Raw genomic sequence first — 12532 nt, 5'->3', positions numbered from 1 at the left:
GGCTCCGCCCCCGGGCCCCCGACCCCGGGGCTCCGCCCCGGCCCCCGAACGCCCCCGGGCGTGTCCCGTGGGGCCGGGTTCCGGACGGCGCTCCGCCGTGCCGCCCGGTCGCGGGCAGGTGCCGGGGGAGGGCCAGGGAGGGGAGCCCCGGCCGATGACGTACACCCGTACCACCGCACACCACGAGGAGCCCGGCGCCCATGACCGCCGACCATGACACCGCGATACCGCTGGCGGACGGGCGGCTCCGGCCGCGGCCGGGCGACCCGGCGCGCCAGGAGGCGTTCCTGCCCGCGCCCGCCGTCCAGAACCACGCCGCCAACCTGACCGTGTTGCCCGGTGGCGACCTCGGCTGCGTGTGGTTCGGCGGTACCCAGGAGGGCGTGCCGGACATCTCCGTGTGGTTCTCCCGGCTGGCACCCGGTTCCGACACCTGGTCGGAGCCGGTCCGGCTGTCCGACGACCCGGCGCGCTCCGAGCAGAACCCGCTGCTGTTCCCCACCCCGGCCGGTGAGCTGTGGTTGCTCTACACCGCCCAGCAGGCGGGCAACCAGGACACCGCGGAGGTCCGGGTCCGGGTGTCGGACGACAACGGGGACACCTGGGGCGCGCCGCGCACCCTCTTCCCGGCCACCGCCGGGGGCGGGGTGTTCATCCGCCAGCCGATCGCGGTCCTGGACGGCGGGCGGTGGCTGCTGCCGGTGTTCCACTGCGTGTCCACCCCGGGCGCCAAGTGGGTCGGCGACCATGACACCAGCGCGGTGATGATCAGCGACGACGAGGGCCGCACCTGGCGGGAGCGGCCCGTGCCGGGCTCCACCGGCTGTGTGCACATGAACGTCCACCCGCTCCCGGGCGGCACGCTGCTGGCCCTGTTCCGCAGCCGCTGGGCCGACGCGGTGTACCGCTCGCACAGCACGGACGGCGGGGAGAGCTGGAGCGAGCCGGAGCCCACCGAGCTGCCCAACAACAACTCCTCCGTCCAGTACGTCCCGCTCGGCGACGGACGGCTGGCGCTGGTGTACAACCACAGCAGCCGCGCGGACGCGACGGCCCGCCGGGTCTCGCTGTACGACGAGATCGACGACGACGGGGAGGCGGGCGACGCTCCGGCCGCCGCCCCCGCACAGCGGGAAGACGCCCCCGGCGCCTTCTGGGGCGCGCCCCGGGCACCGATGACCCTCGCGCTGTCCGCCGACGGCGGCCGCACCTGGCCCGTACGGCGCGATCTGGACGTGGGCGACGGACACTGCCTGACCAACAACTCACGCGACCGGCTCAACCGGGAGCTGTCGTATCCCACCATCCGGCAGACCCCGGACGGCACGCTGCACATCGCGTACACGTACCACCGCCAGGCCATCAAGTACGTGCGCGTCAGCCCGGACTGGGCGGCCGATGGCTGAGCCCCTGGCCGAGCCCCGCGACCGTCACGCCGTGGTCACCGGCGTCAGCTCCGGCATCGGCGCCGCCATCGCCGCCCGGCTGCTGGACGAGGGGTGGCGGATCACCGGGATCAGCCGTACGGCCCCGCCGCACGGCCACGACCGGCTGCGCTGGCTCCCGGCCGACCTGGCCCGGCCGGAGGAGCTGCCGGAGGCGCTCACCCCGATGGACGAGGACGGCCCGCTGGACGCCCTCGTGCACGCGGCGGGCGTCCAGCGCTCCGCCCGGCTGGGCGAACTGGACGCCGAGGACGGGTCCCTCATGTGGCGCATCCACGTGCAGGCGGCGACCGTCCTGGCGGACGCGCTGGTGGACCGGGTCCGGGACGGCGGCCGGATGGTGCTGGTGGGCAGCAGGACGATGACCGGCGTCCCGGGCAAGAGCCAGTACGCGGCCACCAAGGCGGCGCTGACGGGCCTGGCCCGGTCCTGGGCGGCCGAACTGGCGCCGCGCGGGATCACCGTGAACGTGGTGGCGCCGGGACCGACGGACACCCCGATGCTGCGGGACCCGGGCCGCAGCCGTACCCCGCCGGTCCTTCCGCCGCTCGGTCGGCTCGTACGCCCCGATGAGGTGGCCGGGCTGACGTCGTTCCTGCTGGGCCCGGAGGGCGGTGCGATGACCGGCCAGACGCTGGTGATGTGCGGGGGCGCCTCGCTCTGACAACCGGGTCCGGGGGCCTGATTCGGTCATGGCCCTGACACGGAATCTCTTCATGATGTTCACCATTGGACGATCCTGTGTCTGCCACGCTTTCGGGGATCGAACAACGGTCGTAAATCGGGGAGAGGACACCACACATGACCCGTGTGACCCGCTGGAAATCCCTGGCACTGCTGGCCGGCGTCGTGACGGTCGCCGTCACGGCGCAGACCCCGGCCACCGCGGTACCCACCAGCACGGCGTACGACGACACGTACTACAAGGACGCGATAGGCAAGACCGGGGAGCCGCTGAAGGACGCCCTGAACCAGATCATCAGCAGGGACGTCAGCAAGCTCTCGTACGACGAGGTCTGGGAGGCACTCAAGAAGACCGACGAGGACCCGGACAACTCCGCCAACGTCATCCTGCTCTACACCGGCCGGTCCCAGAGCAAGGACGCGAACGGCGGAAACGCCGACGACTGGAACCGCGAACACGTCTGGGCGAAGTCGCACGGCGACTTCGGCACGTCCACCGGGCCCGGCACGGACATCCACCATCTGCGCCCGGCCGATGTCTCGGTCAACAGCACCCGCGGCAACAAGGACTTCGACGAGGGCGGCTCGGAGGTGGGGGAGGCGCCGGGCAACCGCACCGACGACGACTCCTTCGAGCCCCGTGACCAGGTCAAGGGCGATGTGGCCCGGATGATCCTGTACATGTCGGTCCGCTACGAGGGTGGCGAGGGCTTCCCGGACCTGGAGCCCAACGACAAGGTCGACAACGGCAGCCAGCCCTATCTGGGACGGCTCTCCGTGCTGAAGAAGTGGAACGACGAGGACCCGCCGGACGCCTTCGAGAAGAAGCGCAACCAGGTCATCTACGACGACTTCCAGCACAACCGCAACCCGTTCATCGACCACCCGGAGTGGGTCGCCGAGATCTGGAAGTGACCCGGTCCCGCGTCACGCGCCCCGGGCCGCCGCCAGCAGCTCGGCGGTGTGTCCGGGGTGCCCGGGGGCGGCCCGCAGCGAGGGCAGCAGCAGGGTCCACAGTTCGGCCAGGTGGTCCTCGACGAGCCGCCGCCCGTCGAGGGCCTCGGACACCGTGTGCAGACCGAAGAAGGCACACACGATGGTCCGGGCCGCGGGCAGCGGATCGACGTGGGCGGCCAGCTCGCCCTCGCCGTGGGCCCGTTCCAGCATGGCCCCGACGGCGTCGATCCAGCCGATGAACGGGGGCGGGAAGGGCGCCGCGATCAGGGAGCGCTCGGTCCACAGCCGCGCCCCCGCCCGTACCACGATGTCATCGCGGAAGGCGCGGGCCACCGCGAAGCTGAGCCGGACCAGCTGCTCCAGGGCGGGCACGTGGAGCCCGGTGTGCCGGTCGATCAGGGGCGGCCAGGTGGCGAAGTGTTCCTGCACCACGGCGAGGGCGAGTCTTTCCTTGCTGGTGTAGTGGAAGTAAATGGCCCCGCTGGTGTGACCCGAACGGGCGGTGATGTCGCTGATGCTCGTTCCCGCGTAGCCGCGTTCGTCGAAAAGGGATGCGGCCGCTTCCAGAAGAGACCGGCGTGTTTGTTCGGCCCGTTCTTGCACGTGTTCGTCGTCCTTCATCAGCCGGTCCGGTGTGACGGAGTGAACTTAGCGGACTTTCGGCCGCTGATGGTGATGAGGACAGACAGGTCAAACATTATTAGTATTTTATGGTGATCGTTCGCGAGGCTCGCGGCCTTTCGGAGCCGACCGGTCCCACCGGTCGGCCGCTCAGTTGGTCCCGCACCGTGGCGCGTGAAGCCGTGCACCGGGTTTCGGTGGCCGAGGTGCTGCTCACCGACGTCCGTACGCTGGGTGACGGACGGTTCGAGGCGGCTGCCCAGTGGCCCCGCTCCCATCCGACGTTCCCGCACGGCGGGGACGGCCGGCACCATCCGCTGATGATCGCCGAAACCCTGCGCGAACTGGGGATCTACATCCCGACCCGGTACTACGCCGTGCCCGCGGGCGCGCACTTCCTGATCCGCGACCTGTTCTTCCGGCTCGACCCGGAGACCGAGCCCCGCGCCCCCCACGGCGCGACCGACATCACCTGCCGGATCGCGGTGACGGACGTCCGTACCGCACAGCCCAGCGGGCGGTCCGTGTCCGGAATGCGGCTCGACGTCGGCCTGTGGGCGGGTGGCCGGATCTTTGCGCGGGCCGGGGGCACCGCCCGCTTCCTCGACGGCACGGCCTACGCCGAGACCCGCTCCGCGCACTCGGGCCAGACCGCGAGGCGCAGGCTGCGCGCCGCCGTACGGCCCTCACCAGGGCAGTTGGGCGTACCGGCGGCCCGGGACGTGCTGGTGGTGCGGGACGGGGGAGTGGTGTACCTGGACCCCGCGGACCCCCGTCACCCGTTCTTCTTCGACCACTGGAGCGACCATGTGCCGGGGCTGGTGCTGCTGGAGGGCGCCCGGCAGGCCGCGGCACTGGCCACCGGGGGCGTGCTGATCCGCCCCCTGGCCTGCCGGATGAAGGCGATCCGGTTCACCGAGTCCCATCCGCCCGCCGTGGTCGAGTGCGTCTCCCACGGCAGAACGTGTGTCTTCCGGCTGCGCCAGGCGGACATCTGCACGGCGGTCGGTGTGCTCCAGTACGGCTGACCGCACACCAGGACGACGAACATGCCGAACGGCGAACACCACGAGCGACGAACGCGCTGAGCGACGAACAAACCGCCGACGCTGAGTGACCTCTTGCTTACCCGGAGTCATCTCACTAACGTAGTGATCGTTATGTTTCGGGCAGGCAATTCTCCGCCTGTACGGCTTTTCCATGCCACATCCGGCATTCGGCGCGCAGCGCCCGCCCAGAAATTCACCGCGCTGCTCCCCGTGGCTACAGGCGAATCCTGCGCCGATTCCCCCATCTCTCCTGGAACGGCAGGCAGATGACAGCAGAAACGCTTCTCGCATGGACCCCCGCCGCCATCGTCTTCGACTGTGACGGCACTTTGATGGACTCCGAACGGCACTGGGAAAAGGCCCGCGAAGTGGTGCTCGCGGACTACGGGGCCGTCTGCGACGAGGAGTTCGCGGGGCGCACCAAGGGGCTCCACTACACCGAATGCGGCCGCATGATGGCCGAATTCGCCGGACTCCCCGACCTCGCCGACGAGATGACCCGGCAGCTGCTCAGCGCGTTCCGCAGGCTGGTCGCCGAAGACCCGGTCACCATGCCGGGGGCGGCCGAACTCGTCCACAAGGCGGCAGCGTTCGCACCGCTGGCCGTGGCGAGCAACTGCCCGCGCGACGTGGTCGAGGACGGGCTCTCCAAGGCCGGGCTGCTGCGCTACTTCGACCATGTGCTGGTCCCCGGCGGGGAAGTGCGGCCCAAACCCCACCCCGATGTGTATCTGGCGGCCGCCCGCCTGTGCGGTGCGGCCCCCGGCGACGCGCTCGCGGTGGAGGACTCCCACTGCGGCTTCCTGTCCGCCTCCCGGGCCGGGCTGAGGGTGCTCGGCGTGGGACCGCGCAAACCCGTCGACGAACGTCCGCCGGTGGATCTGTGGGTCTCCACGCTCGCCGACCCCGACCTGCTCAAGTGGGCCGATTCCCGGGCGGCTTGAGTCCCGGAGCGAGGGTCCGGGCACCGGTCAGTCCATCTTCATCCCGTCGTGCTTCTTGCCCCCGTCGTGGGACTCGGAACCGCCCTGGGACTTCGACCCACCGTGGTGCATCGTCGAGCCCTGCTCGATGGCCCCGCCGAGCTTCGCGCGCAGGGGCTTGAGGGATCCCGAGGACTGACCGGTGACCGACCAGCGGGCGCCGACCAGATACATGCCCCCGTAGTCCTTCGAGGTGTTCAGCCAGTCCTTCTGACCCTTCGCAGTGGCGAAGGTGACCATGGTGTACCGGTCGCCCTTGCTGGACTGGCAGGAGCCCTGGCGCAGTTCGTCCGCCTCGGTGATGATGGTCGCCTTGCAGCCGATGGCGTCGGCGATCTGCGTCAGGGCCGCGGGCTTGCCCGGCTTCCCCAGCTCCTTGGCGGCGTGCGCCTTCTCTTCCTTCTTGCCGTCCGCATGGCTGCTTCCGCCGCAGCCGCTCACCAGGCCGCCCGCACAGAGCAGTGCCGCACCGAGCGCGGCGGCACGGAGTACGCGTGACACTTCAACCCTCCCGTCGACGTCCGGCGGGGAGCCCGAAGCGCCGCCGCTCCGGGCCCCCGTCGGGATGGACCATCATGCCGTCTTACTGGGTCACTTTCTTGCCCTTGTCGTCGAGCGCGAACCAGGTGCCCTTGACGCCTTGGCCGTTGGTGTCGCCGGGCTTCTTGTCCCCGGCGAAGGTGTAGAGCAGCCAGCAGTCGAAGGCGGCCTGCTTGGTGCCGTCGGGGCGGGTGAAGGAGGTCACCTTCGAGGCGTCCACCCCGGAGACCTTGGTGGTGTCGATGGCCTTGACCGGCTTCCACTTGTCCAGGCAGGCGGCGTCGACGCAGGCCGTCTTCATCGGCCACGCGCTGTCCTTGTCGAACCGGTAGACGGTCATGCCCTCGCCGTTCACCATGATCTTGCCGAGGTCGGCGTTGTTGTTGACCATCAGCTCCAGGGCGCCGCCCCCGGCCTTCTTGCCGGCCGGCTTTCCGTCCGGGGCCAGCGCGTTCCAGGTGCCGCCCACGCCCTGGCCCTTGGTGTCGCCCGCCTTGGTGTCGCCCGCGTAGCGGTAGACCGGCCAGCCCTCCAGGGTCAGCTGCTCGCTGCCGTCGGCGCGCTTGACCTTGCCGAGCTTCTTGGAGTCGATGCCCGCACCGGCCGTGGCGTCGTCCGCGGGGACCGGCGGCCACTTGGTGGCGCACGCGTCGTTGCAGTTGGACTTGGCGGGCTTGGGGGTGTCCTCGTCGAACCGGTAGAGAGTCATCCCCGCGCTGTCGGACACGAACTTGCCGAGCTTGGCGTCGCTCTTGACCGCGAGCTCCTTCGCCGGGCCCGTCTTGCTCCCGCTGCCCGCCTCGCCGCTGCCCGCCGCCGCGCCGGTGTCACTGCCGTACCCACCGGTCGCGCCGGCCCCCGCGGCCGCCGCGCCCGCACCCGCCGACGCCGAAGCACCCGCACTCGCCGTCTGGCTGCTGCCGCCCACGGGCTGGACGTTCGCGCTGCCCGCGGAGGTGTCATTGCTGCCACACGCCGCCGTCAGCATGACCATCGCCGCGGACACTCCCGCGAATGCGATCTGACGCCGCTTCTCCATGACCACTCCCTGCGAAATCCTTATCGGTGTCCGGCGGTGAAGGCGCCGACACCATGCCCATACGGAGGCCGTGGCGAGGGACGTTCAGCCAGTTAAAAATTTGTCACCAGACGCAAAAAACGCTGGATACGAGGGCGCACGACCACCGGACACGAGGGCGCACAAACAAGCGACGGCCGTTGCGCAACGGCCGTCGTGGAGGGGGACTTCGAACGCGGGCTACTCCTCGATGCGCAGCGCCAGCGCGGGGCAGCGGCGCACCGCGCGCACCGCCTGTCCGCGCAGCTGACGGGGCACGTCCATCCGGGCGGAGGACGGATAGCCGTCGATGCCGAGCGTCAGCACCTCGGGCGGCAGGATGTCCGCGCACAGCCCGTGGCCCTGGCACAGCGACCAGTCCACCAGGAGCTTCTCCATCGGGCCCCGCTGCTGCCGCTCCCCGCGCGGCGGGGCGGCCGTCGGACCGGGCGGCAGGGCCAGCGGCTGGGACTCCTCGGGCAGCGGCAACACGCCCATCGTGGGGCGCCCGCAGCCCGCGCCGCGCGCATGCGACTCGAACTCCTCGGGAAACGCGTCCAGCGCCGTGGTCACGAATCCGGCCGTACCGTCGGGGTGGCTGCACGCGCCGCGCTTGCGCACCGAGTTGATGTACGCGCGCACATTGTCGATGGCCGACTGCCCGCCGCCCCGCTCCACCTGGCCGATCGCGTCCGCGAGCGCGGGCAGCCCGATGAAGCAGGGACCGCACTGACCGGCCGTCTCGGCGGCCAGCCAGCGGGCCACCCGCGCGGTCTCGCCGAGCGGGCAGGTGTCCTCCGGGATGGGCAGCACCGCGCCCGCGCCCAGCCGCGCGCCGTACTTCTTCATCGACTCGCGCGAGATGGTGGTGGCGTTGATGCTCTTCGGGTCCAGCCACTTTCCGTGGTAGCCGCCCACCAGCACGCCCTGGCCGGGGGTGAGCCCGCACAGCTCCAGGACGTAGGTCAGCGGCACCCCGGTCGGCGTCTCCATCACGTACTTGCCGCCGACGGTCAGCAGTGTCGTGCCCGGCTCGGTGGGCAGCCCCACCGAGCGGTACGGCAGGGCGCCCATCCGCGCCGCGACGGCGAGCTGGGCGTAGGTCTCGGTGTTGGACAGCAGGGTGGGCAGCCCGCCGAGGCCGTTCTCGCTGGACCGGATCTTCCGGCCGTTGGGGATGGCCGGGGCGCCGCTGATGCCGTTGATGACGGCGCCGCCCTCACCGGCCACGAACCGGTCGGGCGTGAGGGTGACCGACACCGGGACGCCGCTGGGGCCGCGCTCGGCTATGGCCGCGCTCAGCGACTCCTCGACGTCCGCCCGGTGCACCGCGATGGCAACCTCCTCGGCGCCGATCGCCTCGGCCGCCAGGGTGGCACCGTCGATGACCAGGTGCGGGGTGTGCAGCAGCAGCGCGGTGTCCTTGAGGCAACTGGGCTCGCCCTCGCTGCCGTTGACCACCACGTTGCACCGGCCGCCCGCGCGGCCGGCCGCTTCGACGACCGCGCTGACCTTCTTGGCGAAGGGGAAACCGGCCCCGCCGCGCCCGCGGAGATCGATGTTCTCCGCGAGCGCGACGAGTTCGTCCGCCCTCAGGGCGGGCATCGTGCCGTGCACCGTCAGGTGTCCGACCCGGTCGAGCCGGTACGCCTCGTCCAGCCCGGCCAGCAGCCGGGGCGGATCGACACAGGCCAGCCTGGGTTTTGTCTTGATCACCGGTCCCACCCACGGGAGGCACCGAGTGATGCACCGTCCCGCCGGCCTGAGTCGGCCGCGCGGGGCCGCGGCACGGTGGGCGCGGCGCGCCGGGTGCGGCCTTCCTGAAGGCCGCGGGCGGGCGGGTTCCTCACGGAGATGCCGTCCCCTCGATCGTCGTCGTGGCTGCGCCGGGCTGCGAGCCGCATCCACAGCGCGATGGCCACCCCGGCCAGAGCCGCGATGTAGCCGTATGTCGCCCAGATCTTGGCCTCACGTCCGGCCTTCAGACCATGGATCAGCGCGAGGCCCCAGGCGGGGTAGGCGCCCACGTGGAGCGCCCGCCACCACCGGTACCGCCAGCGGGAGTTGCCCGCGGCGGCGAACGAGCTGCGGACCGCTCCGGTCACCGCTGCGATGACGAAGAGGTAACCGGCAATGGTTCCGAGCCCGATCAGCACCGGCTGCTTTGCGTCAGCGAACGGTAACACGCTCGAAGCTGCGTTCGTGTGACTCTCGGCGACCTTCACCCAGATGTGAATGCCGAGAAAGAGCAGGCCGGCCACTGCGGCCGCCCGGTGGATGCCCTGGGCGATGAGCCGGTGGTTGGAGTGCAGGATCAGTTGGTCGGTCGCGGCGAGCCCCCACAGCACCGCTGAGCTGAGGCAGACCAGGGCGAGCACCCCGGCGCCGAAGTCGAGGAACGCGAAAGTCTGGCTGAAAGCACCGGAGTTGTACGTCACGATGAGGGACAGCGCGACGGTCGCGACGATAGCGTAGATGCGGATGTTCCGGGACCACCCGATACCGGGCTGGTCCCGCCGAGTCCGGCGAGCGGCTCGTCGTCCTCCAGGTGCTTGGCGTCCCCCGTGGCGCCCCTGTGAGGGAGAAGGCGTTTGGGACATGGACATGGAGCCTCCCGATCGCGCGTGTTCCGCGCGGATGACGAGATACGTCAAAGTCGTCTTGGGGGCAGCAGCTTCTCGGAACTACACGTGATCTCCATAAGATTTGTCGTAACGTGACAACTTCTCGTGTATGAACACTGCCCAGACCGTCTTCGGCTGATCAACTGTCATCCCGATGGCAAAGACCCGGCAAAGCGCCGGGACCGGTGGGGGCGGGGGTCCTCTATGAGGTAGCGGAGGACCCTCGACTCCCTTTCCGGACCGGATGAGCCGGAGACGGAGGCAACCTCCACGGGTCCGACCGACCCCCCAACGGTCGGACCTCCCCCCGGCAAGAACGAGGTAATGATGGGCGAACTGGTGAACCGCATCTGGTCCCGCCCCCGTGGCGAGTGGACCCGCGTGCTGCGCAATGAGCTCCCGTCCCTGGCCGACGAGGTGATCGAGAACCTCCGGCACAGAATCCCGGGATTCGCCGACCTTCTGGAGGACACTGAGCGTGAAAAGGTCCGCTGGGAAGTCGAGCAGGCTCTCCTGGCGGCACTCGGCTACCGGAAGCCGGGCGAGGAGGGCGCCGGGACACCGGCCCTCTCCGACGCCGCCTACGGTGACGAGACGCCCACCGACATCCCGCCCGAGCGGGCCCGGCGCGACCTGTTCGAGGCCCTGATCGGCGAAGTCTCGGTGTCCGAGCGGACGTTGGCCGAGCTGTCCCGGGCGGCCCGGTGGCCGCTGCCGGAGACGGTCCAGGCCATCGCCCTGCCCACTCCGGGCGAAGCACCGCCACTGGCCTCCGTGCTGGGAGACACCCTCATCGGCGCCGTCGGCGACGAGTTGTGCCTGCTGATCCCCGACCCGGACGCGGACTCCGACCCCGCCCCCGACCAGGGCGCGGAGCGGCTCCAGGACGGCGAACGGGACCCGGACCGGGAAGCCCCCGTGGACCCCGGCACCCGTGGCGCGCTGGAAGCCGCGCTGCGCGGCCGGACCGCCGCCGTCGGCCATGTGGTGCCGCTGAACGACGCGGCGTCATCGGTCCGTTGGGCCCGGCGGCTGCTGACCATGGCCCCCGGCCGTGGCGGACCCGAACCCCGGGTGCTCTTCGTCGACGACCACCTGTCGATGCTGCTGCTGCTCCAGGACGAGTCCCTGGTCCGCGCGCTGGCCGCGCGCTGGCTCAAGCCGCTGGTCGGGCTGACCCCCCGGCAGAGCGAACGGCTCCAGATGACCCTGCTGGCCTGGCTCGAGGGCGGTGGCGCGCCCGAAGCGGCCAAGGCGCTGAAGGTGCATCCGCAGACCGTGCGATACCGCCTGCGCCAGATAGAGAAGCTCTTCGGCCCGGGCCTGCGTGACCCGCGAATACGGTTCGAGCTGGAGATGGCGTTGCGCGGCCGCAGGCTGATGGCGCAGATGGACCGCATCCGGCGCCATGCGTCCCGGGTGAGCCGACGACCCCGCACCGGCGCTGCCCCAGGCGTCCGTCCGCTGGGAATCGCCCGGGAGGCACGCGTCAACGGACTCTGACCACAGAGGCGAACACACCGGCACCACCCAGGGCTGCCGACCGCGATGGCGCGGTCGGCAGTCCGGTGCGTGGTCGGTGAGTCCGCATGCCCTCCGGCCACCGCGAGGTCGGTGAGCCCGCGTGGTGCGGTGCGTCAGTGCGGGGACGGCGCCGCGGTGCGGTTCGCCGTGGGGTTCGCCGTGCGCATCGCGGCGTTGAGACCCAGCAGTTCCTTGTACGCGTGGGCGCAGAAGGCGCACTCGGCCAGATGGCGCGCGAGCGCGTGGCCACGTACCCCGCCGCGCCGCACCGAGGCGCCGAGCATGGCGCTGAAGTGGCGGCAGCGGTCGTTCGCCGCGGACTCCAGATGGGACTGGAGATACGACTCCCGCAGCCCCTCACGGGCGCGGAAGGCCAGTGAGGTGACCCCGCTGGGGGAGATGCCCAGCAACGACGCCACGCGCTGCGGGGGTTCCTCCTCGACCAGCGTGTGCCACAGCACCGTCTGCCAGCGTTCCGGAAGCCTGCGGAAGGCGCGGACGAGCAGCTGACGGTCCTCGCGCGCCACCACATGCCACTGGGGGTCGGCCATGGGTGCGTGCTGGAGCCAGGTCTCGAAGTCCGCGGTCAGCAGGATCTGGCGCTCGCCCTCGCTCCACTCCAGCGCCGTGTGACGCACGACGGTCAGCAGATACGGCCGCCACGGCCCCCGCGGTCCGCCGCCCGCCCTGACCGCCTGGAACGTGCGGATGAACGCCTCGGAGGCCAGGTCCTCGGCGTCATGGAGCGCCCGGCAGCAGGTCCGGGCGTACGAGAGCGTCGCCTGGTGGTGGCGGCGGTACAGGATGTCGCCCGAGGCCGGGCTGGTGGCGCCCGAGGCGTACTCCTCCTTGAGCCGACGGGTCAGCTCCTGGTCGGAGGGCGCACCGGCGCCGGTGGCGCAGACCCCCCGCACGCACGGACCGCCCGGCTCCCGGGTGGCGGGAAGGACCGGACGGTCGGGGTGGCCGGGGTGGCCGGGATGGTCCCCGGCGGTGTCGTCGGCGGCCGCGTCACCCGCGGCCCGGTGGTGTGATGCAGCGCGGCGCG

At 71.2% G+C, this 12532-nt stretch carries 12 protein-coding genes; 6 read left to right on the top strand and 6 right to left on the bottom strand.

The annotated features are described in order from the left end of the window. Positions 1-200 precede the first annotated feature (200 nt). The 3 genes from EEJ42_RS40105 (at position 201) to EEJ42_RS40095 (ending at position 3044) form a co-directional block, all read left to right on the top strand. Complete coding sequence (locus tag EEJ42_RS40105; RefSeq protein WP_123107075.1) at positions 201-1406, top strand: sialidase family protein; 1206 nt, start codon at positions 201-203, stop codon at positions 1404-1406. After that, a complete protein-coding gene (locus tag EEJ42_RS40100; RefSeq protein ID WP_123107074.1) occupies positions 1399-2109 on the top strand; it encodes an SDR family NAD(P)-dependent oxidoreductase in 711 nt (236 codons plus the stop codon). Before EEJ42_RS40105 ends, EEJ42_RS40100 begins: the two co-directional genes overlap by 8 nt. Positions 2110-2246: 137 nt before the next feature. Then, positions 2247-3044: an endonuclease I family protein gene (locus EEJ42_RS40095; protein ID WP_123107073.1), complete on the top strand. Its 798-nt coding sequence runs from the start codon at positions 2247-2249 to the stop codon at positions 3042-3044. A 12-nt stretch (positions 3045-3056) separates the two neighbouring features. Here the strand turns inward: EEJ42_RS40095 and EEJ42_RS40090 are convergent, their stop codons facing one another. Further along, the gene (locus tag EEJ42_RS40090; RefSeq protein WP_123107072.1) at positions 3057-3707 is read right to left on the bottom strand and encodes a ScbR family autoregulator-binding transcription factor; all 651 of its coding nucleotides are present in this window, start codon (positions 3705-3707) and stop codon (positions 3057-3059) included. A gap of 89 nt (positions 3708-3796) precedes the next feature. Here EEJ42_RS40090 and EEJ42_RS40085 point away from each other — a divergent pair, with 89 nt between their 5' ends. Then, positions 3797-4735: a ScbA/BarX family gamma-butyrolactone biosynthesis protein gene (locus EEJ42_RS40085; RefSeq protein WP_425473036.1), complete on the top strand. Its 939-nt coding sequence runs from the start codon at positions 3797-3799 to the stop codon at positions 4733-4735. Between the two features lie 287 nt (positions 4736-5022). Further along, positions 5023-5700, top strand: coding sequence for an HAD family hydrolase (locus tag EEJ42_RS40080; RefSeq protein WP_123107071.1), 678 nt, complete (start codon positions 5023-5025; stop codon positions 5698-5700). A 27-nt stretch (positions 5701-5727) separates the two neighbouring features. On the opposite strand, the gene EEJ42_RS40075 is transcribed toward EEJ42_RS40080, so the two are convergent. From EEJ42_RS40075 to EEJ42_RS40060, 4 genes are all read right to left on the bottom strand, one after another. Beyond that, a complete protein-coding gene (locus EEJ42_RS40075) occupies positions 5728-6240 on the bottom strand; it encodes a hypothetical protein (RefSeq protein WP_123107070.1) in 513 nt (170 codons plus the stop codon). Between the two features lie 82 nt (positions 6241-6322). Then, the gene (locus EEJ42_RS40070; protein WP_123107077.1) at positions 6323-7318 is read right to left on the bottom strand and encodes an SCO0930 family lipoprotein; all 996 of its coding nucleotides are present in this window, start codon (positions 7316-7318) and stop codon (positions 6323-6325) included. 219 nt (positions 7319-7537) lie between these two features. Next, a complete protein-coding gene (locus tag EEJ42_RS40065; RefSeq protein ID WP_123107076.1) occupies positions 7538-9052 on the bottom strand; it encodes an NADH-quinone oxidoreductase subunit NuoF family protein in 1515 nt (504 codons plus the stop codon). Further along, the gene (locus EEJ42_RS40060) at positions 9049-9774 is read right to left on the bottom strand and encodes a ferric reductase-like transmembrane domain-containing protein (protein ID WP_246097665.1); all 726 of its coding nucleotides are present in this window, start codon (positions 9772-9774) and stop codon (positions 9049-9051) included. Before EEJ42_RS40060 ends, EEJ42_RS40065 begins: the two co-directional genes overlap by 4 nt. A gap of 510 nt (positions 9775-10284) precedes the next feature. Between EEJ42_RS40060 and EEJ42_RS40055 the strand changes: the two genes are divergently transcribed. After that, positions 10285-11463 carry a PucR family transcriptional regulator gene (locus EEJ42_RS40055; RefSeq protein ID WP_123107068.1) on the top strand — a complete coding sequence of 393 codons (1179 nt, stop codon included), beginning with the start codon at positions 10285-10287 and terminating at the stop codon, positions 11461-11463. 134 nt (positions 11464-11597) lie between these two features. Here the strand turns inward: EEJ42_RS40055 and EEJ42_RS40050 are convergent. After that, the coding region (locus tag EEJ42_RS40050; RefSeq protein ID WP_148082191.1) for an RNA polymerase sigma factor at positions 11598-12532 on the bottom strand (935 nt) is incomplete at its 5' end.

The organism is Streptomyces botrytidirepellens (assembly GCF_003721215.1).
In the GTDB taxonomy this organism is placed as follows: Bacteria; Actinomycetota; Actinomycetes; order Streptomycetales; family Streptomycetaceae; genus Streptomyces; species Streptomyces himastatinicus.
Note: the sequence above shows the minus strand (reverse complement) of the source record. Positions and strands in the feature narration are given on the sequence as shown.

Coding starts and splice junctions, on each gene's coding strand:
- EEJ42_RS40105 (WP_123107075.1), top strand. CDS start 201: ATGACCGCCGACCATGACACCGCGATACCGCTGGCGGACGGGCGGCTC.
- EEJ42_RS40100 (WP_123107074.1), top strand. CDS start 1,399: ATGGCTGAGCCCCTGGCCGAGCCCCGCGACCGTCACGCCGTGGTCACC.
- EEJ42_RS40095 (WP_123107073.1), top strand. CDS start 2,247: ATGACCCGTGTGACCCGCTGGAAATCCCTGGCACTGCTGGCCGGCGTC.
- EEJ42_RS40090 (WP_123107072.1), bottom strand. CDS start 3,707: ATGAAGGACGACGAACACGTGCAAGAACGGGCCGAACAAACACGCCGG.
- EEJ42_RS40085 (WP_425473036.1), top strand. CDS start 3,797: ATGGTGATCGTTCGCGAGGCTCGCGGCCTTTCGGAGCCGACCGGTCCC.
- EEJ42_RS40080 (WP_123107071.1), top strand. CDS start 5,023: ATGACAGCAGAAACGCTTCTCGCATGGACCCCCGCCGCCATCGTCTTC.
- EEJ42_RS40070 (WP_123107077.1), bottom strand. CDS start 7,318: ATGGAGAAGCGGCGTCAGATCGCATTCGCGGGAGTGTCCGCGGCGATG.
- EEJ42_RS40055 (WP_123107068.1), top strand. CDS start 10,285: ATGATGGGCGAACTGGTGAACCGCATCTGGTCCCGCCCCCGTGGCGAG.